We start from the raw sequence: 22255 nt of genomic DNA on the forward strand, positions 1-22255 counted from the left end.
GAATTCAGGGCTGAAGAGGCTATAATTGCAATGACTACTAAACAAATTTCACGGCTGTATATACGCTTCCGCTTTCCATAGCGACCCTCACGCCTTGGTGAAATAGCGTCTCTGCTTTTTGCCGACACCTCAGGGTGTTCCTTCCGATTTTTACTTTCCGCGCTCCGCGAGCTTGTTGAATGCTCGTGTCCCAAGCAGTCGAGCCTATGCGTACGTCGTCAGTTCTGACGGGCACTGCTATAGCTAAAGAGGTCCTGATTTGAACGAGAACGGTTTTGCTCAGTTTTCAGTGCTGACAATTATGTCGTTACTGGTCGCGTTTTATGGCGGCACCTATCTGCTCACCCTGCTGATTCGCAAAAAAAATGAAGATACCTCGGGCTTTATGGTTGCAGGCCATAACGTGGGTTTTGGTATGGGTGCGGCAAGTATGACGGCAACCTGGATCTGGGCTGCATCGTTTTACGCTGCGGCCACATCGGGTTACACCTACGGCGTATCTGGTCCGATCCACTATGGCCTTTGGGGCGCACTGATGATTTTGTTCATCTACCCGTTTGGCCGGCGCTTCCGTAAATTGGCCCCTAACGGCCATACCCTTGGTGAGCTGATTCACGCCCGCCACGGCCCGTCCAGCCAGCTGATTTTGGCCGGCTCCAATATTCTTGGTAGCATTATCAGCCTGATGGTGAACTTTACCGCAGCGGGCGCTCTGGTATCCGTGCTTTCGCCGCTTTCATTTCAAACGGGCGTGATCGTCGCCGGGGTAGGGGTGCTTAGTTACACACTCACCTCAGGTTTTCGTGCCTCTGTGTTCACGGACTTTGCCCAGCTTGTTGCGCTGATGGCCATCACCGTTATCATTATTCCCGCCGTATTGTTTTCTGTCGGCGGGCCATCTGTGATGGTTGAAGGCTTACAGAACCTGACCGACCAGCAAGCAGATTTTTTCTCCGTTGATGCAATTATGAATCAGGGCGCGCCCTTCTTTGTGGCTGTGCTTGCGTATGCCATTGGTAACCAGACCATCTCCCAGCGTCTGTTTGCAGTGCGCGAAAAACACATCAAGCGGACGTTTGTTACGGCAACGCTGGGTTACGGCGCCATTGTTATTGGCCTCGGCATGATCGGGTTGATGGCACTGACCGTGGGGCTGGAGCCTGTGAACGGCAACATGAACAACCTGATCCCGCAAATGGTCTCGACGTATCTGCCGCCGACATTCGTGGCTCTGTTCTTCGTGCTGGTTATTGGTGCTTTGTCGTCAACGGCCGACTCGGATCTGTCGGCTCTGTCAGCCATTGTGATGGCGGATATCTATGGCAAAAACATTGCTAAGAACAATCCGGATCCTAAGAAGATGCTATTGATAGGGCGCATCACCATGATTGTTGCAACCGTCGCCGGTTTGATCTTTGCTAGCTTCTCCCTGGATATTCTGATGATGCTGGTGTTTGTTGGTGCGCTCTGGGGCGCCATTGTGTTCCCCGTTATTGTCAGCTGCTATTGGGACAGGGTGACCAATGCGGCCTTTACATGGTCCGTGGTTGTTGCCATGGCCCTGTTCTGCATCGCGCGCTTTGAGCTATTGGAAATGACCGGTGCAACCGTACTGTTCTTTGAAGTGCTGGCTTCGGTTGGCGGTGCTGTCGTGTTCGGGATGATGGCATTTGGCTTCTTTGGCCGCGTGGTCGGTTTGACCGTTGGAGCGGTTAGCGCAGTGCTCATGCTGGTATACGCCACTGGTTTCCTGCGTGATTACATGGTTCTTACCGCGTCTCTGACAGCCTACGGTGCTAGCGCCGTCGTGTGCACCGCAATTACCTTGTTTAATAAAGACAGATTCGATTTCGACCTGATCAAACAGCGCGTTGGCGACTACGACAACGCTGTAGATGAAGATGAATCCACTATAATCCCTGAAGGAGCACACTCATGAGCGAACTTGTATACGGTACCTATATTCTGGTGTGGCCGGCCCTCACGCTTGGTGTATTGGCGGTTATTTGCGGTGCGGTTGTGAAAGACGCTGTCCAGGCACGTAAATCAGATAGCGGTATGGTCTGACGCTAGAGTGCAAAAAGCGTGAATATAAAACGGGAGCCATTTGGCTCCCGTTTTTCATCCAATACAGTGAGCTCAGGCGGCTGAAACCTTAAACTCATTGGCCAGATCCTGCAGTTGCCTGGCCAGTCGCGCCTGTTCACCGGTTACGTGGGAAATTTCCTGGGAACCGGTCAGTGTCAGTATGGCCACCTCACTGACAGCTTCCATGTTTCCTGCCAGCTCCCGAGTTACCGCAACCTGTTGCTCAGATGCGGCGGCGATCTGGGTTGCCATGTCAGAGATGCTGTTAACGTCTCCGAGGATGGCGGCAAAGGTCTGCTCCAACTCTGAGGACTGTTCGCTGGCTTCATTAGCCAGTTCGTGGCTGGCAACGATCGAGCGGCTGGCATTTTCAGTGATCACCTGAAAGCCATTGATAATGTCTTCAATCTGAGTGGTGGAGTCATGCGTCTGGCGAGCCAGAGTGCGAACTTCGTCAGCAACGACGGCAAACCCCCTGCCATGTTCACCGGCACGGGCGGCTTCAATGGCTGCGTTCAAGGCCAGTAGATTGGTCTGGTCTGCAACCTTGCGAATTACATCCATGACTTCCACGATACTACCGCTGCGCTTCTCCAGCTCTTCAATAACGTCGTTTACATCTTTCACAGAGCTGGCCAGAGAGTGTATGCGGCGCACGCTGCCTTGCAGAACTTCCTCACCCGCACGGCTTCTCACCATGACGGTATTGGCGGCATCCGCCACTTGCTGGGTATTCCGCGAAATCTGTTCTGACGTGGCTGACATTTCCTCGGTAGCAGCAGCGACCTGTTCTATTTGTTCCTGTTGGCTCTTGGTTTGAGTGGCATTCTGGCAGGCGGTTGAACTGGTCTCCTCGGTGGCTGTTGCAAGCTGAACACTGGCCCTGTCGATGTGCTGAAGGGCGCTGCCAAACCGGCCGAACAGTTCGTTGATTGCACGTCCGATGGTGCCGACTTCGTCTTTACTGGATATGTGAATCTGTTGCGTAAGGTCTTTGTTGTCCATGGCGAAACGTACGCCGTCGAGCAGGCTGTTGATCTGTTGGTTGATGGCGCTGACCATGAGCAGCATCAGCGCAAAAACAGCGATGATGGCGGCTGTGGCAATGCCTGAAACCACAAAAAGATCATGGCGAGCCTTCGCGACGCCCTGAGTTGCAGCCGTTGAAGTGCTTTCGAGCAGTGTTTTGCGTAAGTCGTTCAGGTTGCCCAGCCGCTCAGTAGTGATATCAAACCACTCCACCGCGTCCAGCGCGTACATGCCTGAGGGGCTACTGAATAAGGTGTTCCGCTTTTCCTGAAGGTCGCGGCTTTCGTTAGTGACCGGAAGATTTTTGAGTACCGCAAGCAGCGTGGAGTCCGAAGTCAGCATGGCGCCGGCCTCCCGAATGAAAGCTTCCTGGTGGCCTTCGAATGTAGCGATTTTTTGGATGGCGGGTAGGTCGAAATTTCCACCGCTGATTAGGGCAGCTCCCGCAGCGCGTTCTTTACCGGCCGCTTCAGCTGCTTCCGCCAGAGCATAGTAGGCATTGATATTGCGGGTCAGCTCCGGATCGGTAGACCGTGAAATGACCAACGGGATCCGGCTGAGTAACCCGGTAATCAGTTGCGTATAACGAATCCCGGCTTCACTGCCATTGATAGAACCTTTGTCGACGCTGCTGCGAAGTCGGTCGAGAATGGCCAAACCCTGTTCCACGGACTGAATGCTATTGGTAACAGCTGGGCCGAAAGTAGTTTCCTGTGTGAGGTTGGTAATGCGCGCGTGATATTCCGGGAGCTGGGTGTCGGTTTGACGACGCTGCATGGTTAACGCTTGCTCCGCTTGGCGGGCCGCATCGCGGTCCGAACCGCTCGAAAGTACCACGGCAGATCGCCCCCGTTCCTTTTGCAACGTCTTGATCAGCGGATCGCCGATATCAGCCAACTGAACTAGAGAACGCAGCTCGCGCATATCGCCAAGTTCGCCTGTATTCAATGCAACGCTTTCAGCCGCAAAGTAGACGATAATCAGCAAGGTCGGCACCACAAGCGTGATGAGTTTTCCGCGCATGGAAAGGTTGTTGATGATGTTCTTCATCGGGAGCCCTTGTATTCGTGAGTGACGACCATTGTGGGCAAGCTTAGTATCCGTTGCTATTCACAGTACGAGGTACCTGTGGTGGTATAGGGTTTCTCGTAACGCATTGTTAGTTATTGTTAATTCCTCATTTTATAACGAAAAGTTGTGGCTATACGTAATGGTGCGTGGAGTACTCATTAATGGGTAGTCGGAGGAGGCATGCCGGGTATCAAGGGTTCTGCTGACAAAGGTCAATGTCCGGGGCAAGTGCCCGGCGTATGGTCTGTGGAACTTTTACGTGGAGAAAGCCCATGGAACTTGTTTGCCCGGCCGGTAGCTTACCGGCACTGAAAACGGCAGTGGATAACGGTGCCGATGCCGTGTACTTGGGGTTTAAGGACAGCACGAATGCCCGCCAGTTCGCAGGGCTCAACTTTAATGAAAGGCGAGCAGGCGAGGGCGTCGACTACGCCCATAGCAAAGGTGCCAGGGTATTCTGTGCCATTAATACCTACCCGCAACCAGACGGTTGGGAAACTTGGAAATCGGCCGTAGACAGAGCCGCCGCCCTAGGGGTGGATGCGATTATCTTGGCCGACATGGGGCTGCTGGAATACGCCGCAAACAAGCACCCGCAGGTTAACCGGCATCTTTCAGTTCAGGGTTCGGCCACCAGCTACGAAGCTCTGCGCTTCTACAAAGACAACTTTGATATCCGCCGTGCGGTGTTGCCACGGGTGTTGTCCATAGATCAGGTGCGCGGTGTTGCAAAGCACAGCCCGGTAGAGCTGGAGGTGTTTGCGTTTGGAAGCCTGTGCATCATGGCAGAAGGGCGCTGTTATCTCTCCTCCTACCTGACAGACGAATCTCCGAATACCCGTGGCGCCTGCTCGCCAGCCAAGGCTGTACGCTGGCAGGAAACCCCGAATGGCCTGGAATCCCGCCTTAATAATGTGCTTATCGATCGATACGGCAAAGGCGAATCTGCCGGCTATCCCACGTTGTGCAAAGGTCGCTTTGAAGTGGAAGGCAGTGTTTACCACGCCATCGAAGAGCCCGTCAGCCTGAATACTCTGGATCTGTTGCCAGAACTGAAGGAGCTGGGCATTAGCGCTGTGAAGATTGAAGGCCGTCAGCGTAGCCCGGCTTACATTGCCGATGTTGCCCGCACCTGGCGCCAAGCGCTGGATAGGTTGGATGCGGGTGCCGAGGGGTTTCGTGTGGACCCGGTTTGGAATAGCACGTTGGCGGGCCTGTCTGAAGGTGGTCTAACCACCCTCGGCGCCTATCACCGCAAATGGAAATGAGGCTGAAAAATCCATGATGAAGCTCTCTCTAGGCCCGATTCTCTGGTTCTGGTCCAAACAAACCGTTTTTGATTTTTACGCCAACGCCGCCGAGTGGCCGGTTGATACGGTATATTTGGGAGAAACCGTGTGTTCCCGCCGACGCGAGCTGAGGCTGGCGGATTGGTTGGAGATTGCCGCTGTGCTCAAGGATTGCGGCAAGCAGGTGGTGCTCTCAACACAAACGCTGATTGAATCCGAAGCGGATTTGCGGGCCCTGCGCAAAATCTGCAGCCAGCAGGAGTATCTAGTAGAGGCTAATGATCAGAGCGCTCTACAGCTGGCCACTCAGAACAATCTGCCGTTTGTGACTGGCCCTTCCATGAACATCTACAACAGCGCAACCCTGAAACTGTTAGCAAAGCAGGGGTTGAAGGGCTGGAACTTACCGGTAGAGCTGGGCCGTGAAACCCTGCGCCAATTGATTGGTGAGTTGGAAGCGGAAGGGCTGGATTTAGCTGCAGAGGTTTTTGCCTGGGGCTTTTTGCCGTTGGCATGGTCGTCCCGCTGCTTTACCGCCCGGCATTACAACCTGCCCAAAGACAACTGCGAGTTCCGCTGTTTGCAGCACCCAGATGGTATGGAGCTGCGCTCCCGCGAATCCCAAGAGCTGTTTCGCCTTAACGGCACTTCTACTTTGTCTGGTGCTCGTTACGACTTGATGCGGGAAATGCCGGATATGGCGCAAATGGGAGTGTCCACTGTACGCCTAAGCCCAGAGCATCAGGGCATGGATGAAGTGGTCCGCCGCTTTGATCAGGCGCGCCGTGGCGAAGCCCCAGCAACCGACCCGCTGCAGCTTGTTGAGGCGCCGCCTTGCAATGGTTACTGGTATGGAAGGCCGGGGATGGATTTGGTGCCTTCCTGACGAAAAGGCATAAGTAGTAAAATATATGTTTTTTTGTTGAAACTCCTTTGAATCGCGTATATAGTGTTTTTGTCTTGGTTTGCCACTATATGTTGTGTTTAGTGGCCGGGAATCCGGTAAGAGTCCGGAACTGACGCGCAGCGGTATTGGGGAACAAGCGTGGTAATGATGACACTGGCGCAAGCCGGGAAGTCGCCACGTAAGGCAGAGCCGAAAGGTTCGTGCCCCTGAGTCCGAAGACCTGCCAAGGCAAAAATACTGCACCTTCGCGACTTAGGGTGAGCAGCTGGCTGATGCATGGGGCGATTTCCCGTGGATGGCCTCCTGTGTCCGCGAAGGGAAAATACCTGACGCGATTCCAGGAGGAACACCATGTCAGCCACTCCCGCAGCCTTCGAGCCAGTGAAACCATTTTTACTGGATATCTCTGCAACCGTCAGCGAGTACCTTCAACGTAGCGATTGGCGAGTAAATGCCAATGCCAATCAGGGTTACTCTCTGGGCGGCTTGATTCTGAATACCGCTGGCAAAGTTATCGCGAACTACTGGCTGAACGATGTTTACACCCAAGACATCGGCCAGGCGCACCGCGACGCAGACCTCCACATACACGATCTGGACATGCTCAGTGGCTACTGTGCCGGCTGGTCTTTGCGCACGTTGTTGCATGAAGGCCTGAACGGTGTGCCCGGAAAGGTAGAATCGGCGCCACCCAAGCATTTGTCGAGCGCCATCGGCCAGATGGTGAACTTTCTGGGCACCTTGCAAAACGAATGGGCGGGAGCTCAAGCCTTCAGCTCTTTCGATACCTATCTAGCGCCTTTCATCCGCAGGGATAACCTGAGTTACGAATCGGTACTTCAGTGTATTCAGGAGTTCGTCTACAACCTCAATGTGCCCTCGCGATGGGGCACCCAAACACCCTTTACTAACATTACGTTTGACTGGGTGTGCCCGGAAGATCTGCGGGAACAGATACCTGTCATCGCCGGAGAAGAAATGCCCGGCGCCTGTTTGAAATGACGGCCCGGTATGGCTTGCCGTACTTTCAAAATTTCCTGAACTCGGATCTTGAACCCAGCATGGTCCGCTCTATGTGTTGTCGGTTGCAGCTGGATTTGCGCGAGCTGCTCAAGCGTGGCAACGGCCTGTTTGGTTCAGCAGAACAAACCGGCTCTCTTGGCGTGGTAACGGTTAATTGTGCTCGCCTGGGCTATCTCTACAAAGGGCGTAAGCAGGCGCTGTATGCGCGCCTGGATAAACTAATGGGGTTAGCCCGGGATAGCCTGGAAACGAAACGCCAAGTCATTGGCCAGCATATGGCGGAAGGCCTGCTGCCATATAGCCAGCGCTATCTGGGCACCCTGCGAAACCACTTTTCTACCATTGGCGTGAACGGTCTGAATGAAATGATCCGGAATTACTCGGACGATCAGCAGACCATTGCCACCGAATGGGGCAGGGCGTTTGCGCTGGAATTGCTGGATCACGTTCGGGAGCGAATGAAGGAATACCAAGAGGCGACCGGCAATCTCTACAACCTGGAAGCAACCCCAGCAGAAGGCACCACCTACCGCTTTGCTAAGGAAGATCAGAAGCGCTACCCGGATATTCTGCAGGCGGGCACGCACGATGCGCCCTATTACACTAATTCTAGTCAGCTACCCGTTGGCTTTACCGACGACCCCTTTGAAGCCCTAGATTTGCAGGACGAACTGCAAACCCGCTACACCGGCGGCACGGTACTGCATCTGTATATGCGAGAACGCATCAGCGATGCCACTACCTGTGCCCGGTTTGTTCGGCGGGTACTGGAGAACTACCGGCTGCCCTATATCACCGTAACGCCGACCTTCTCCATCTGCCCGGTGCATGGCTATCTCAACGGCGAGCATGAGTTCTGTCCGAAGTGTGATGAGTTACTAATGGCTGGCCAACCACTGCAAACAGCGGCTGCGGCTATTGCCTGAATTTCGGAGCATGGCTCCGATATAGCCGGCAGGTGGCTGCTGACCAAGCCACCGGCCGGATTTTCCCGAGAAGAGAACGTTAAGGAGAACACCATGGAAAACCAGAAGCTTCCCAATGAGCATCAACGCCAGCGCTGTGAGGTATGGACACGAGTGATGGGCTATCACCGACCCGTCTCTGCCTTCAACAAAGGTAAGCAGTCCGAACACCGCGAACGCACCCACTTTAGGGAGCGTTGATATGCTTGCGGATAACCTGGTGATAGGTGGCATGGTAGCCTTTTCCACCGTTGATTATCCGCAACACTTGGCGACAACCCTGTTTCTGCAGGGTTGTCCTTGGCGTTGCCATTATTGCCATAACCCTCACCTGATACCCCAGCATTCAGATCACGACAACGTCACTTGGCAAAAGGTGTGTCAGCATCTTGAAGGGCGCCGAAACCTGTTGGATGCAGTGGTGTTCAGTGGCGGCGAACCCACCACTCAGAAAGCTCTTTTGCCTGCCCTTCAACAAACCCGAGAGATGGGCTTCAAAAATGCGTTGCATACCGGTGCACCTAAGCTGAGTTTGTTGAAACCCTTGCTACCCTGGCTTGATTGGGTGGGGTTGGACATTAAAGCTATGCCGACAGGCTATGAGGCCGTAACCACCACCCGCCGCTCCGGGCTCGAAAGCTGGGCCGCTATTGCGGAGCTGCAGCAGGCAGGAGTAGATTTCGAATGCAGGATGACCTGGCACCGGGCGCTGCATTCGTGGGAGCAAGTGGTGTCCATTGGCGAATTGCTGTCCTTGAGAGGGGTCTCGAAATTTGCGGTTCAGGTCGCTCGGGGGGAACAGATGCTCAACCAAGCTATTGGTGATGGTCGGGTTTGCGCGGAGGATAAGCGATTGGTGTGCGAGGCGTTGGAATCGAGTTTTGACGTTTTTGAGATGCGATCATGATCGTGTGGCCTTTCAGGCATCTGGGATTGATATTTGGGCCGAACCAAATAACCGTCCCTCCCAGTTTTCGACATGCTGTGTTTCAAGGCGTTGTTTCGCGAGCTGGCGAAGGTTGGGGGAGAGCTCTTTCATCTCCGCCATGCTTGTAAGGGCTTGCTGATCCATGGTGTTTTCATAAAGCACAGACAACACTCGGCTTAGGGGCCAGTCTTCATGGGGTCGCTCCTTGAGTATCAGCGTGTCTTCCTTGCGAACCATGCCTGGCTGCAGAACCCTGTAGTACCACCCTGTTCTAAGGCTATTTTGTAGGCGACGGGCCATGTCCGGTATACCGAAGCGCAGATTCAGCCGCCAGCAGGGTTGGCGCGGCTGGGATACCTGAATGATGGCCTCCCCAAGCGCAAAAACATCTCCGGCGCAAACATCGGATTCGGTAAACCCGTCAGTCACCAGGTTTTCACCAAACGCACCAGGCTGACAATGCTCTGATGCTGGCGTGGGAAGCTCGCGTCGTAACCGGGCGTAGTGGTCTGAGGCAAAATGATGCAACGCTTTTTCCGAGCCGCCATGGTGGCGTTTGTCGCCTTGCTGGTCATCACTTAGGCCATTTGCGCTGAGATAGGCGGAATCAATCTCCCGCTTGTGAATACCCGTTAGCGTTTCGGTACCCGCGAGCTTTTCCAAGCTGCCAATTCTGAGCTGCTTGATCACAATGCCATTTGCCATGCAGAATCTCCTAAGCCTTTTATGCCTCCTAAAAAGAGGGAACTGTCACCAGATTGACATCATGGCACCGGTCCCAAGAACCAGCGACCCGCCCACCTCAGCTAGAATCAGAGCAATCATAAAGCCGTGAATCATCCAAGACGGCAATGTCATGGCCCCCTAAACGGTGCGGTTTGCGTAACTGGTTGCTGGTGTCGCGCAGTACGCCATGGATGATATACGTGCCAATAGCCAAAGCGAAAAACCCCAAAGCGCATAGTGCGCCCAGAGTATTCAGCCATTCCGGATACACGCTGTGGCTGGCAAACCAGCCTAGTAGCACGGCGGCAAAGCTGTACATGAGGGAGCTGCGGTGGGCAATGTCCACGTACCTAGGCGCTGCTGCTTTCGGGCTGTTGGCCATGCACCAGTATTTCCAGATTCCGGTTAACAGCCCGGTCATAAAGAAAATAAAGGCAGCGGTTAGGCAGAGTTTTTCGGCCAGTGTCATTATGTTAGATCCATCCATTCTGCGCGCTCATTACAATAGTCCGTATTGGCTTCTGTTTAGAGGTTTGAGGTGTTCATTTTCAAACCATCTCACAAGGCAGTAGGGCTTTGATATGACTCCAGAAGCATAAGGCTTTAAAAGAAAAGCAATTGACGGATATTAAAATCCCATTCCAGGCTGTCCAGAAGGTTTTTCAAGGCAAGCCCCAGCTCTGTATCCCCTTCAATCATCAGGCGCCGTTGGAAAAAGAGTTGATCTGGATCCTGCTGGCGAGCAGAGAGAGTTTTGAACGCAGAGAGAGAGCCGCGAATAGTGGCTTCACCGGGGCCATCTAGCACCCGGAGCCGGCCTGCCCAAAAACCGAACGTGATGCCGGGGTGGCCCCCGTTTACTTCCAGCCGAATGCGACGGTCCTCAAAATCGTCAAACTCACCCTCGGCGATGGCTTCGGCAAAGATTCGGTTGAGGGGCGCTTCTGCAACCAGTTGTTTTATCGGCATCGGAATAGAGCGGTCGATGGCCTCAAACAAAGGCGTTGGCGAGGGCAGGTATTCGCAAAGCAAGGCAAGAGCATCACTGACCAGGGGTTTGGCTTGCAGTGGAAGGGCAGCAGGCAGCGGGAAGGCCATAATCAACTCCGGGCAGTGTATTCAGGCTGCCCAGAGTAACCAAAGTTGGCGCTGTTTGATTTGATATAGCTCAGGCCTTGTGCAGGCCTCCTTCCACCGCCCATACGGCGACCTCGACCCGCGAGCGCAGGTTGAGTTTTTTCAGCAGGTGTTTTACGTGCACTTTTACTGTGCCGTCGCTGATGTCCAGCTTGCGACCGATCATCTTATTAGAAAGGCCTTCAGCAATCAGCCGCAGAATATCTTTTTCCCGCGGGGTCAGGCTGTCGAAATCCGGGCGCGAAGCTTGTTGCGGCTTGTTGGAGCGCAAAGCCTCGGCCAGAAGGATGGTCAGCCGATCACTGATAACCATTTTGCCCACAGCAGCCTGGCGCAGCTGGGCAATCATGTCCTCCGGCTCCATGTCCTTCAGAAGGTAACCGTCGGCGCCGGCGCGTAGAGCAGCGACCACGTCGTCTTCTTGATCCGACACGGTGAACATAATGATGCGGGAGCTTATGTTCAGTTCGCGCAGTTTTTTCAACGCATCAATGCCGCTGACTTCCGGCATATTGAGATCCATCAAGATGAGGTCGGGCTCAAGCTCGGTCGCCAGACGAATCCCGTCAGTGGCGTTGCTGGCCTCACCAGCCACAGCCATGTCACTCTCCATCTCAATGAGTTGTTTGATACCTTGACGCAACAGCGGGTGGTCGTCGATCAGCAATATGCTTGCGGGTGCATCGGACGGTATATCGGACGGTGTATCGGACATAGCCCTTGGGTTCCTCTCTTTTGATTGCGTAGCGGCATAGTAGAGTTGCCGCTTTTTTGATATTCAGGTGCTCGACGTCTCTGCCGGAATCAAGTGCCGGCTTTTCGGCACGAACGTCAAACTAACTTCAACGCCGCCCTCATCACGGTTATGCACGGTAACCTGACCGCCCAACGTGCGTGCGCGATCCTGCATGATGATCAGGCCGTAATGGTTGATGGGTTGTCCAACCGCCGGCAGCCCTTTGCCGTTATCCCGTATTATTGCCTTTACTTGGGGCGACTCAAACACCACTTCTACCAAAATATCGGTTGCATCGGCGTGTTTAACAGCGTTGGCCAAGCCCTCACGCACAATCTGCAGCGTGTGAATTTCCTCGTTGGGGGATAATGCCTGTGGTGGCAGGTTGTAAACCAGCCTTACGGCTTTACCCAGCCGTCCTGAAAACTCCTCGATGGTTTTGCGCAGCGCGGTAGCTAGGTCCGGCGTATCTAGCTTCAGCCTGAACGTGGCCAACAACTCCCGGAGCTGACGGTAGGCGCTGCTCAGCCCCGTGCTCAGTTCGTCCAATATCGCCTCGTGGGCGTTTTTCTGGTCACCCTCAATATTCAGCCGACGCAGGCGGGCGACCTGCATTTTCAAGTAAGACAGTGATTGGGCCAGGGAATCGTGCAGTTCCCGGGCGATCACCGTGCGCTCTTCAGCCAGCGTAAGCTGTTGCTCTTCGGTAATCTGCCGCTCGAGGAAAATAGCGGTCGCCAGCTGGTCGCTGAGTGTCTCCAGTAGGCGACGAGCCGTGTCCGAAAGACCTTTATCAGCAGGGTACCACACCTCCAGAGTGCCAAGGAGTGAGCTTGAAGTCCGGATAGGCAGTAGTAGTCTGCGGCCGTCGTGTTCTTCTATGGGCAGCTCGTCATAGATTTCGGGCGTTACCAGGCAGGCGTTGCAGTGGTGGTCACGACAGTAGAAGGGGCGTTCTATCGAGGCAGTTGTCACCGCCTGAACGGGTTCCGTCGACTCTTTATCGTGTAGGTAAAGCAAGATGGGGCCTATGCCCAGAAGCTGCTCGAATTCTTGCAGCATTGGAACCGCGCCACTGCACAGATCGTGATTGGCAAACAGGCTACGGCTGGCGGCATGGAGCAGCTGAAGGCCGGCGTGGCTTTCTTCCAGCTCTTCGGTTTTGCTGCGGGCGCGCTCTTCAAGTTCGTAGTAGGTGAGTGCCAGTTCGCTGCTCATCTGGTCAAACGCGCTGCCAAGTTGTGCCAGTTCGTCGCTTCCTTGCAGGTTCGCCTTGCGGGAAAAGTCCTGTTCGCCAACGGCTTTTGCAATGCCGACCAGTTTGCGCAGCGGCTTGAGTACCCGGCTTCTGAGATCAACGAACAATGCAATGATAATCAATATGGAGAAGGCTAGGCTGATCATCTGAATAAGGTGTAGCAGGCCTATTCTTGCCTCGGTTCGCCGCTCAAGCATGCTTACAAGTTGATTTACCGAATCTACGTAGCTTTCTGTGGCAGCAAACATGTGTGCGTTGGCGGGCGACCCTTGCGGATAATTTTCCAAATCTGGGCGCAGGGTCTGCTCCCAGTATGCCCTGATGGCTCGGTACTGTTTTGCTAACGGGTGATCGGCGGCGCTGGGAATTGCCCGTGCAATCGACGGGTCTGTCAGGCTGGCTTCATAGCTGGACACAAGGCTTTTGATATCACCACCTGGGGAATGGTTACCGCCCGGGCCCACAGCATGGGCCAGCAGCTGGAACGCGCCCATACGCAATGCGCCCGCCAGATTGATAGCCGTTGCATTCCCTTCAATACTTTTTGAAACCGCAAGCGTTGTAGCCATGCTGACAAGTGATGTCAGGACAACGGCACTCACAACGAGGGCAATCCGATTAACAAGAGGGCTTCTGGATTTCATTGAGTCTCGTTTTGCAGTCGCCGGGCTTGTGTACCTCTTTGAGGATAGTCAATTACCCCAATGGTCAGTATCCCATCATAGTCTTTGACCCGTGCTAGGGCAAAAGCTGAAGCTAAAAGGCAGCTTTTAGTAATGTTCATAAGGGTATTAACGGATGAAGTCAGAGGCGGATCAGGAGGATGAGCGGCTGGCATCGCTTGCCGTTATTCTGCCGCTTGCGGTGATGGGCTTTGTCATTGCAGCCGGTTGCTGGACGCTGTTTGCGGTTGCGGGAATACATGTTAGGGGTGAATTAAACCTCAGCAACCTGCAGTTCGGGTTGCTGCTTGCTATGCCCATGGCTGTTAGCGCGCTGCTAGCTGTTCCGGCCGGGCTAGCGGCCCGGAAATTTGGTGCCCGCCGTATTATGCTCATTTGCCTTGCCGGGCTTGCCGTCTGCATGGTGATTTTGCTGACTACGGATACGTTTCTCGGATACCTGTTAGCGGCTGGCGGGCTCGGGCTCGCCGGTGGATTCTACAGCGCCGGGCTACAGTTTGTGACCAGCAACTGCCAGCGCGATCGGCTTGGCCTTGTGCTTGGTGTGTTTGGCGCGGGTGTTACCGGTGCCGGGTTCACCTACTACCTTGTTCCTCTGTTTCATGAAGCCTTCTCTTGGCACGGCGTTCCGCTGGCCTATCTGATTGTTCTTTTACTTGTGCTTGCGCTTCTTTTGCTGCTTACAGATTCAGAGGATGCGAGCGCCGATCCGGAAATTGAAACCTCTCTCAGGATATTGTTCGGGCGCCTCAGGCAGCAGGGCATTTGGCAGCTAGGCGCCTATTTCGGGGTGATTGCGGGAAGCTTTTTTGCTCTGGCGCTGTGGCTTCCAGACTATCTTTCCGCGCAGTTTGATCTGCAGGTGCAGTCTGGCGCCAGGCTTGCACAGTGGTTCATTATTCCCGGTGCGTTGGCTCAGATTCTTGGCGGGGGGCTGTCTGATCACTTTGGTAGCCCGAAGGTCGTTGGGCGATCACTGCTCATGGCCCTAGTGGCCCTGCTGGTGTTGTCTTATCCGCCCATGACGCTATTCATACGAGGTGTGGAGGCAACCATTGAGGTTGAATACGCCTTGTCTATGAGTGTTGAAAGTATCTTTGTAGTAGTGCTCGGCATGGCGCTTGGATGTGCCATGGGTGGCCTGCAGAGAATGGTGATTATTGAAAGTCGTCAAAATGCGGCGTTTGTTGCCGGGCTGCTGCTGGTCAGCGCCTGCTCTGTGGCGTTCCTGCTGCCAGTTATTTTTGGTGCGGTGAATCACTGGCTGGGTGTGCGCAGTGCTGTGTTTATGATTCTGTTCCTGCTGCTTTGTATCTGCCAGATTATGTTTGGTCGTTTCAGTCGTCGCCACGAACGTCAGGCCCTTCTCCAGCCGGGGATATAAGCTGCTTACCCCTTCAGTGGTAGGCGCGGGTTATGAGGTAGTAACCACGCAGATTTCAGGGTTGTTCTGCCACACAATGGTCTCAAATCGGAAAACGATCCGGCATACGGAGAGAGACCATGAGTCATTTGATCGACAAGCTGAGCTACTTCAGCAAAAAGCGTGAATCGTTCGCGAACGGCCACGGCGAAACCCACGATGTAAATCGTGACTGGGAAGACAGCTACCGCCAGCGCTGGCAGCACGACAAAATTGTACGCTCCACCCACGGCGTAAACTGCACCGGTTCCTGCAGCTGGAAAATCTACGTTAAGAATGGCCTGGTCACCTGGGAAACCCAGCAAACCGACTACCCCCGCACCCGCCCGGATCTGCCAAACCACGAACCCCGTGGCTGCCCTCGTGGCGCCAGCTATTCCTGGTACATGTACAGCGCCAACCGCCTGAAGTACCCACTGATGCGCAAGCATTTGATGAAGCTGTGGCGCGCCGCCCGCATTCAGTTCAACGATCCGGTAGACGCTTGGGCCTCCATTGTGGAAGACCCGAAGAAAACTGCCGAGTACAAACCCCGCCGCGGTATGGGCGGTTTTGTGCGCGCGGACTGGAATGAAGTTAACGAGCTGATTGGTGCGGCTAACGTTTACACCGCTAAAAAGCATGGCCCCGATCGCATTATCGGCTTCTCGCCCATACCCGCAATGTCGATGATTTCATACGCGGCCGGTAGCCGTTACCTGTCGTTGATTGGTGGCGTGAACCTGAGCTTCTATGATTGGTACTGCGACTTGCCGCCGGCCTCCCCGCAAACTTGGGGTGAGCAGACCGACGTTCCTGAATCGGCAGACTGGTACAACTCCAGCTACATTATTGCCTGGGGCTCCAACGTGCCTCAGACTCGTACTCCGGACGCGCACTTTTTTACCGAAGTACGCTACAAAGGCACCAAGACTGTTGCCATTACCCCGGATTATGCCGAGGTCTCCAAGCTATCAGACGAGTGGCTGAACCCCAAGCAGGGCACGGATGCGGCTCTGGGCATGGCCATGGGTCATGTCATCTTGAAAGAATTCCACATCGACAATCCCAGCGAATACTTCACGGACTACGTGCGTCGTTACACCGACATGCCGTACCTGGTGAAGCTGGATAAGTTGGAAGACGGCCGTTATGTACCTGGCCGGTTCCTGCGCGCCAGCGATCTGGTGGGTGGCCTGGGTGAAGAGAACAACCCGGAATGGAAAACCATTGCCATTGACGAAACCACCAACCAGTTGACGGCGCCCAACGGCTCCATCGGCTATCGCTGGGGTGAAAAGGGCAAGTGGAACCTGAAGCAGACTGCCAAAACCGAAGACGTGAACCTGCAGCTGTCGATGGTTGAAAAACACGATGAAGTGGTCGATGTTGCCTTCCCGTACTTCGGTGGCATCAAGCACGATCATTTCAAATCGGTTGAAATCAGCGACACCCTGACCCACAAGTTGGGCAGTCGCAAAGTAGAGTTGGCTGACGGCGGCGAGACTCTTGTAGTCACCGTGTACGACTTAATGATCGCAAACTACGGCATTAGCCGTGGTTTGGGTGACGATGACGGCGCAACTTCCTATGATCAAGTTAAGCCATACACGCCAGCCTGGCAGGAAAAAATTACCGGAGTACCCGCGCACAAAGTAGCGCGTATTGCCCGTGAGTTTGCTGAGACCGCCCACAAAACCAAGGGTCGTTCCATGATTATCGTGGGTGCCGGTATGAACCACTGGTACCACATGGACATGAACTACCGCGCCCTGATCAACATGTTGGTCATGTGCGGCTGTGTCGGCCAGAGCGGTGGTGGCTGGGCCCACTATGTAGGCCAGGAAAAACTGCGCCCGCAAACCGGTTGGCAGCCGTTGGCGTTTGGCCTGGACTGGCAGCGCCCGTCGCGCCAGATGAACGGTACGTCGTTCTTCTACGCTCACTCCGGACAGTGGCGTTACGAGAAGCTGGATGTGAGCGAGATCCTGTCACCACTGGCCGACAAGTCCAAGTTTGGTGGCAGCCTGATCGACTACAACGTGCGTGCCGAGCGCATGGGCTGGTTGCCATCTGCACCGCAGTTTAACCGCAACCCGTTGGGCATAGCAGCCGAGGCTGAGAAAGCCGGCATGGAAGTGCCAGAGTATGTTACTCAGTCGCTGAAAGACGGCTCGCTGGCATTTGCGTCGGAAGACCCAGAAGCACCGGAAAACCACCCGCGTAACATGTTTATCTGGCGTTCTAACCTGCTGGGCTCCTCGGGTAAGGGTCACGAGTACCTGCTCAAGTACCTGCTAGGAACCACCAGCGGTCTGCAAGGCAAAGATCTGGGTCACAACGGAGGTGTTAAACCGCAGGAAGTGAAATGGCACGAAGAGGCGCCGGAAGGCAAGCTCGACTTGCTGGTCACTCTGGACTTCCGCATGTCCACCACCTGCCTGTATTCAGACATAGTTCTGCCGACAGCGACGTGGTACGAGAAGAACGACCTGAATACGTCAGACATGCACCCGTTCATTCACCCGCTGACAGCGGCCACCGATCCGGCGTGGGAGTCCCGCAGCGACTGGGAAATTTACAAAGGCATTGCCAAGTCCTTCTCGAAAGCATCCGAAGGCCACCTGGGTGTCCAGAAAGACGTGGTCACCGTGCCGCTGATGCACGATGCACCGGCCGAGCTGGGCCAGCCGTTTGACGTGAAAGATTGGAAGAAAGGCGAGTGCGAGCTAATTCCAGGAAAAACGGCCCCGAACTTCGTGACTGTAGAGCGGGATTTCCCGAACACCTACGCTCGATTCACCTCCCTTGGCCCGCTGTTGGACACGCTGGGTAACGGCGGCAAGGGTATTAATTGGAATACCGAGAAGGAAGTCAGCTTCCTGAAAGAACTGAACTATACCCACCTTGAGGGTGCTAACGCGGGCCGGCCGAAGATTGAAAGTGCCATTGATGCAGCAGAAGTGATTCTGACTCTGGCGCCGGAAACCAATGGCCACGTGGCGGTGAAAGCCTGGGCTGCGCTCTCGGAGTTCACCGGACTGGATCACAGCCACCTGGCGGCGGGTAAGGCGCACGAAGCAATTCGTTTCCGCGACATCGTGGCGCAGCCGCGCAAGATCATCTCCAGCCCCACCTGGTCTGGCCTGGAAGACGATCACGTGTCTTACAGCGCCGGCTACACCAACGTGCATGAGCTGATTCCCTGGCGCACGCTGACGGGTCGCCAACAGTTCTATATGGATCACGAGTGGATGCGTGCCTTCGGTGAAAGCCTGCTGGTGTATCGCCCGCCGATCAACACCAAGGCTGCGGCACCGCTGTTAAACGCCAAGCCCAATGGCAACCCCGAGAAGGCGCTGAACTTCCTCACGCCGCACCAGAAGTGGGGTATCCACAGCACCTACAGCGACAACCTGCTGATGCTGACCTTGTCTCGCGGCGGCCCTGTCGTGTGGTTGAGTGAAGACGATGCCCGGGATATAGGTGTGGAAGACAACGATTGGGTAGAAGTGTTCAACGCCAACGGCGCCTTGTCGGCGCGGGCGGTGGTCAGCCAGCGGGTAATGCCGGGCATGATGATGATGTACCACGCTCAGGAACGGATCGTGAACATTCCCGGCTCGGAAATTACTGGTAGCCGCGGTGGTATCCACAACTCGGTTACCCGGGTATGCCCAAAACCCACTCATATGATTGGTGGTTACGCGCAGTTCTCATACGGCTTCAACTATTACGGCACCGTAGGTTCCAACCGCGACGAGTTCGTTGTGGTGCGCAAAATGAAGAACGTTGACTGGCTTGATGGCGAGGGCAACGACACTGTTCAGGAGGCTGTAAAATGAAGATCCGTTCCCAAGTAGGCATGGTGCTGAACCTGGACAAGTGTATTGGTTGCCATACCTGTTCAGTGACCTGCAAAAACGTGTGGACCAGCCGTGAAGGCATGGAGTACGCCTGGTTCAATAACGTCGAAACCAAGCCCGGCATTGGCTACCCGAAAGAGTGGGAAAACCAAGATAAGTGGAAAGGCGGCTGGATGCGTGAGGCCAGTGGCAAAATCCGCCCTCGCATCGGTGGTCGCTTCCGGGTGTTGGCGAACATTTTCGCTAACCCGGATTTGCCAGAAATTGACGATTACTACGAGCCATTCGATTTCGACTATCAACACCTGCACACGGCCGGCGACAGCAAGCACCAGCCGGTTGCACGGCCGCGCTCGCTGATCACAGGCAAGCGCATGCAGAAAATCGAATGGGGCCCGAACTGGGAAGAGATTCTCGGTACCGAGTTCGCCAAGCGTCGCAAAGACAAGAATTTCGATAAAATTCAGGCTGATATTTACGGCGAGTTTGAAAACACCTTCATGATGTATCTGCCGCGCCTATGTGAGCACTGTCTGAACCCGACGTGTGTAGCTGCGTGCCCCAGTGGCGCTATCTACAAGCGTGAAGAAGACGGCATCGTACTGATCGACCAGGACAAGTGTCGTGGCTGGCGGATGTGTGTGTCTGGTTGCCCGTACAAGAAAATCTACTTCAACTGGAAAACCGGTAAGTCTGAAAAGTGTATTTTCTGCTACCCGCGCATTGAAGCCGGTATGCCGACCGTATGCTCCGAGACCTGCGTAGGCCGTATCCGTTACCTGGGCGTGCTGCTTTACGACGCCGACCGCATCGAAGAAGTGGCCAGTGCCCCGGGCGAGCACGAGCTGTACGAGAAGCAGCTGGAGATCTTCCTCGACCCGAACGATCCGAAAGTGATCGAGCAGGCGACGAAGGATGGCGTACCCATGAACGTTATCCAGGCTGCCCAGCGCAGCCCGGTGTACAAAATGGCGGTTGAGTGGAAACTCGCTCTGCCTCTGCACCCGGAATACCGCACTCTACCCATGGTCTGGTACGTGCCACCTCTGAGCCCAATCCAGTCCGCAGCGGAAGCTGGAGAGGTTGAGTTCGACGGCGTGTTGCCGAAAATCGAAAGTTTGCGCATTCCGGTGAAGTACTTAGCCAACTTGCTGACCGCAGGTGACGAAAAACCGATTGTGCGGGCGCTCAAACGCATTATGGCCATGCGCCTGTACAAGCGTGCGGAAACCGTAGACGGCATTGAAGACTTACGGGCATTGCAAGAAGTCGGCCTCACCAAAGCCCAGGCCGATGAGATGTATCGCTATTTGGCTATCGCCGACTATGAAGATCGCTTCGTGATACCCACGGGCCATCGCGAGCTGGCCAAACAAGCCTTCCCTGACGCACATGGTGAACGCGGTGGTTGTGGCTTCAGCTTCGGCGACGGCTGCAGCGGCAGCGACAGTGAATTCAATATGTTCGGCGGCCGCAAGCAGACCACCACCATGGTGCAGAAATTGACCACGGTGAAGCAAGTCGACCCGAAACAGCTGCAGAAATAAGGAGGCCTCTATGAGACTTTTAAAAGTACTATCACGCGTTCTGGAGTACCCCTCCGCTGAGCTTCAGGCCTCCAAAGATGCCATGGTTGCGGTTGTTCTTGAGGACACTCAATTGCCCCGAAAAAACAAGGAGCAACTGCTACAGGCTATCGATCGCCTTTGTGACGGCAATCTTCTAGACCTTGAGGAGTCCTACACAGGCACCTTCGACAAAGGCCGCGCCACTTCACTGCTGCTGTTTGAGCACGTGCACGGGGAATCTCGTGATCGCGGCCAGGCGATGGTCGATCTGATGGAACAGTATCGTGCCAACGGGCTGGAAATAGACGCAAAAGAGCTGCCGGATTATCTGCCGCTGTTCTTGGAGTACCTGTCGACCCGTCCTTGGGATGAGATCAAAAACTGGCTGGAAGATATCCACCATATTCTTGGCCTTCTAGGCGAGCGGCTTTATCAACGTGAGAGTTTATATCACGTTGCTATGGACTCTTTGCTGGAGCTGTCTGGCCGTACCACAGACCGTCAGGAGTTGGCGCAAATTGTTGCCTCGGAAGAGCGCGACGATACGCCAGAAGCTCTGGACAAGGTCTGGGAAGAAGAAATGGTGAAGTTTGTGGACGATCAGGGCAGCTCTTGCAGCACCGGCGACGTTGTTGGCCAGCGCCGCCGCGAGATGGAGCAGACTCAGACTATTCACCTCAGTGACCATCTGATGACGGATGTAACGCCCGCTCAGGCTCGTGCCGCGGTTAGAGACGCCTGACGGCGCAGGAGGAGACCAAGATGATGTCTTATCTAAACACACTGATTTTCGGGATCTACCCGTACATCGCTCTGGTGGTGTTATTTGTTGGCACCTGGGCAAGATACGACCATGGGCAGTTCACCTGGAGAGCCCAGTCCAGCCAAATGCTACGCAAGAAAAACATGGTGCTGGCCAGCGTGCTTTTCCATGTGGGTATCTTGGTGATCTTCTTCGGCCACCTGGTTGGTCTGCTGACGCCGCACTTTATGTACGAACCCTTCATGAGCGCCGGCACCAAGCAGGTGATGGCGATTGTGGTGGGTGGTATTGCCGGGGTGATGTGCTTGGTGGGTGGAGTCATGTTGGCCCATCGACGGCTGACGGATCCCAGGATCAAGGCCAGTAGCGCCTTTGCCGATAACATGATTATTGTGGTTTTGGTGGTGCAGGTAGTACTGGGGCTGGCAACCATTTTTCCAACCTTGGGCCACCTTGACGGTGGCACCATGATGCGGCTTGCCAGCTGGGCACAGAGCATCTTTACGTTCCAGGGTGGAGCCGCCGAGTACATGGTGGGCATACACTGGATCTATAAGCTGCACATGTTCCTAGGCCTGACGATCTTTGTACTCTTCCCGTTCACGCGGTTGGTGCACATGCTGAGCGTGCCGCTGGAGTATTTCGGGCGGAAGTACCAGGTGGTGCGCAAGCGGGCTTAAGAGATAAAACGCGCCCCCTCTCCCCCGACCCCTCCCCCGACCCCTCCCCCGCGAGGGGGGAGGGGAGCTAAACAACTAGCGCCTTAAAGTTCCCTGTTCCTCTATGGAAGAGGGAGAGCTACACAATCAAAGCCTT

17 protein-coding genes, 1 pseudogene and 1 riboswitch are annotated in these 22255 nt (G+C 54.9%); of the genes and pseudogenes, 12 read left to right on the forward strand and 6 right to left on the reverse strand.

All coding sequences use genetic code 11. The features are described from left to right. Window positions 1-259: 259 nt before the first annotated feature. Together CPH80_RS18795 and CPH80_RS22725 are read left to right on the forward strand one after the other, a co-directional pair. Entirely contained in the window at window positions 260-1939 is a 1680-nt protein-coding gene (locus CPH80_RS18795; RefSeq protein WP_096280256.1) for a sodium:solute symporter family protein, read from the forward strand. Beyond that, the gene (locus CPH80_RS22725) at window positions 1936-2067 is read left to right on the forward strand and encodes a putative transporter small subunit (RefSeq protein WP_218972037.1); all 132 of its coding nucleotides are present in this window, start codon (window positions 1936-1938) and stop codon (window positions 2065-2067) included. The genes CPH80_RS18795 and CPH80_RS22725 overlap by 4 nt, the downstream gene beginning before the upstream one ends. A gap of 72 nt (window positions 2068-2139) precedes the next feature. On the opposite strand, the gene CPH80_RS18800 is transcribed toward CPH80_RS22725, so the two are convergent. Further along, window positions 2140-4167: a methyl-accepting chemotaxis protein gene (locus tag CPH80_RS18800; protein ID WP_227520252.1), complete on the reverse strand. Its 2028-nt coding sequence runs from the start codon at window positions 4165-4167 to the stop codon at window positions 2140-2142. 293 nt (window positions 4168-4460) lie between these two features. Here CPH80_RS18800 and ubiU point away from each other — a divergent pair, with 293 nt between their 5' ends. The 5 genes and pseudogenes from ubiU (at window position 4461) to CPH80_RS18825 (ending at window position 9279) form a co-directional block, all read left to right on the forward strand. Beyond that, window positions 4461-5456: a ubiquinone anaerobic biosynthesis protein UbiU gene (ubiU, locus tag CPH80_RS18805; RefSeq protein WP_096280257.1), complete on the forward strand. Its 996-nt coding sequence runs from the start codon at window positions 4461-4463 to the stop codon at window positions 5454-5456. 13 nt (window positions 5457-5469) lie between these two features. Further along, window positions 5470-6363, forward strand: coding sequence for a U32 family peptidase (locus tag CPH80_RS18810; protein ID WP_096280259.1), 894 nt, complete (start codon window positions 5470-5472; stop codon window positions 6361-6363). 58 nt (window positions 6364-6421) lie between these two features. Beyond that, a riboswitch (cobalamin riboswitch) is annotated at window positions 6422-6627 on the forward strand. 150 nt (window positions 6628-6777) lie between these two features. Then, window positions 6778-8333: pseudogene (locus CPH80_RS22730) on the forward strand (ribonucleoside triphosphate reductase); the annotation flags it as partial. 93 nt (window positions 8334-8426) lie between these two features. Further along, entirely contained in the window at window positions 8427-8573 is a 147-nt protein-coding gene (nrdD, locus tag CPH80_RS18820; protein WP_096280261.1) for an anaerobic ribonucleoside-triphosphate reductase, read from the forward strand. Between the two features lies 1 nt (window position 8574). After that, window positions 8575-9279 carry an anaerobic ribonucleoside-triphosphate reductase activating protein gene (locus tag CPH80_RS18825; protein ID WP_197703573.1) on the forward strand — a complete coding sequence of 235 codons (705 nt, stop codon included), beginning with the start codon at window positions 8575-8577 and terminating at the stop codon, window positions 9277-9279. Window positions 9280-9291: 12 nt separating this feature from the next. Here the strand turns inward: CPH80_RS18825 and CPH80_RS18830 are convergent, their stop codons facing one another. From CPH80_RS18830 to CPH80_RS18850, 5 genes are all read right to left on the reverse strand, one after another. Then, the gene (locus CPH80_RS18830; RefSeq protein ID WP_096280263.1) at window positions 9292-10005 is read right to left on the reverse strand and encodes an MOSC domain-containing protein; all 714 of its coding nucleotides are present in this window, start codon (window positions 10003-10005) and stop codon (window positions 9292-9294) included. Between the two features lie 97 nt (window positions 10006-10102). Beyond that, window positions 10103-10495 carry a hypothetical protein gene (locus CPH80_RS18835; RefSeq protein WP_197703574.1) on the reverse strand — a complete coding sequence of 131 codons (393 nt, stop codon included), beginning with the start codon at window positions 10493-10495 and terminating at the stop codon, window positions 10103-10105. A gap of 134 nt (window positions 10496-10629) precedes the next feature. Continuing rightward, entirely contained in the window at window positions 10630-11124 is a 495-nt protein-coding gene (gene ubiT, locus CPH80_RS18840) for a ubiquinone anaerobic biosynthesis accessory factor UbiT (protein WP_096280265.1), read from the reverse strand. 70 nt (window positions 11125-11194) lie between these two features. Then, a complete protein-coding gene (narL, locus tag CPH80_RS18845; protein WP_096280267.1) occupies window positions 11195-11878 on the reverse strand; it encodes a two-component system response regulator NarL in 684 nt (227 codons plus the stop codon). A 63-nt stretch (window positions 11879-11941) separates the two neighbouring features. Next, a complete protein-coding gene (locus tag CPH80_RS18850) occupies window positions 11942-13801 on the reverse strand; it encodes a histidine kinase (protein ID WP_096280269.1) in 1860 nt (619 codons plus the stop codon). A 154-nt stretch (window positions 13802-13955) separates the two neighbouring features. Here CPH80_RS18850 and CPH80_RS18855 point away from each other — a divergent pair, with 154 nt between their 5' ends. The 5 genes from CPH80_RS18855 to narI all read left to right on the forward strand — a co-directional run bounded on the left by CPH80_RS18855 (window position 13956) and on the right by narI (window position 22119). After that, complete coding sequence (locus CPH80_RS18855; protein WP_096280270.1) at window positions 13956-15224, forward strand: MFS transporter; 1269 nt, start codon at window positions 13956-13958, stop codon at window positions 15222-15224. Window positions 15225-15343: 119 nt separating this feature from the next. Further along, a complete protein-coding gene (locus CPH80_RS18860; RefSeq protein ID WP_096280272.1) occupies window positions 15344-19087 on the forward strand; it encodes a nitrate reductase subunit alpha in 3744 nt (1247 codons plus the stop codon). After that, the gene (gene narH, locus CPH80_RS18865; RefSeq protein WP_096280274.1) at window positions 19084-20655 is read left to right on the forward strand and encodes a nitrate reductase subunit beta; all 1572 of its coding nucleotides are present in this window, start codon (window positions 19084-19086) and stop codon (window positions 20653-20655) included. Before CPH80_RS18860 ends, narH begins: the two co-directional genes overlap by 4 nt. A gap of 10 nt (window positions 20656-20665) precedes the next feature. Further along, entirely contained in the window at window positions 20666-21418 is a 753-nt protein-coding gene (gene narJ, locus CPH80_RS18870) for a nitrate reductase molybdenum cofactor assembly chaperone (RefSeq protein WP_096280276.1), read from the forward strand. A 23-nt stretch (window positions 21419-21441) separates the two neighbouring features. Then, window positions 21442-22119: a respiratory nitrate reductase subunit gamma gene (gene narI, locus CPH80_RS18875; protein WP_096281795.1), complete on the forward strand. Its 678-nt coding sequence runs from the start codon at window positions 21442-21444 to the stop codon at window positions 22117-22119. Window positions 22120-22255: the final 136 nt, after the last annotated feature.

This window comes from Marinobacter sp. LV10R510-11A (assembly GCF_900215155.1).
GTDB lineage: Bacteria > Pseudomonadota > Gammaproteobacteria > Pseudomonadales > Oleiphilaceae > Marinobacter.

Excerpts from the sequence above, each read along its gene's own strand:
- CPH80_RS18800 (WP_227520252.1), bottom strand. The coding sequence starts at position 4,167 with ATGAAGAACATCATCAACAACCTTTCCATGCGCGGAAAACTCATCACG.
- CPH80_RS22725 (WP_218972037.1), top strand. The coding sequence starts at position 1,936 with ATGAGCGAACTTGTATACGGTACCTATATTCTGGTGTGGCCGGCCCTC.
- CPH80_RS18830 (WP_096280263.1), bottom strand. The coding sequence starts at position 10,005 with ATGGCAAATGGCATTGTGATCAAGCAGCTCAGAATTGGCAGCTTGGAA.
- CPH80_RS18855 (WP_096280270.1), top strand. The coding sequence starts at position 13,956 with ATGAAGTCAGAGGCGGATCAGGAGGATGAGCGGCTGGCATCGCTTGCC.
- CPH80_RS18860 (WP_096280272.1), top strand. The coding sequence starts at position 15,344 with ATGAGTCATTTGATCGACAAGCTGAGCTACTTCAGCAAAAAGCGTGAA.
- ubiU (WP_096280257.1), top strand. The coding sequence starts at position 4,461 with ATGGAACTTGTTTGCCCGGCCGGTAGCTTACCGGCACTGAAAACGGCA.
- CPH80_RS18850 (WP_096280269.1), bottom strand. The coding sequence starts at position 13,801 with ATGAAATCCAGAAGCCCTCTTGTTAATCGGATTGCCCTCGTTGTGAGT.
- nrdD (WP_096280261.1), top strand. The coding sequence starts at position 8,427 with ATGGAAAACCAGAAGCTTCCCAATGAGCATCAACGCCAGCGCTGTGAG.
- CPH80_RS18810 (WP_096280259.1), top strand. The coding sequence starts at position 5,470 with ATGATGAAGCTCTCTCTAGGCCCGATTCTCTGGTTCTGGTCCAAACAA.
- CPH80_RS18835 (WP_197703574.1), bottom strand. The coding sequence starts at position 10,495 with ATGACACTGGCCGAAAAACTCTGCCTAACCGCTGCCTTTATTTTCTTT.
- CPH80_RS18825 (WP_197703573.1), top strand. The coding sequence starts at position 8,575 with ATGCTTGCGGATAACCTGGTGATAGGTGGCATGGTAGCCTTTTCCACC.
- narH (WP_096280274.1), top strand. The coding sequence starts at position 19,084 with ATGAAGATCCGTTCCCAAGTAGGCATGGTGCTGAACCTGGACAAGTGT.
- narJ (WP_096280276.1), top strand. The coding sequence starts at position 20,666 with ATGAGACTTTTAAAAGTACTATCACGCGTTCTGGAGTACCCCTCCGCT.
- ubiT (WP_096280265.1), bottom strand. The coding sequence starts at position 11,124 with ATGGCCTTCCCGCTGCCTGCTGCCCTTCCACTGCAAGCCAAACCCCTG.
- narI (WP_096281795.1), top strand. The coding sequence starts at position 21,442 with ATGTCTTATCTAAACACACTGATTTTCGGGATCTACCCGTACATCGCT.
- narL (WP_096280267.1), bottom strand. The coding sequence starts at position 11,878 with ATGTCCGATACACCGTCCGATATACCGTCCGATGCACCCGCAAGCATA.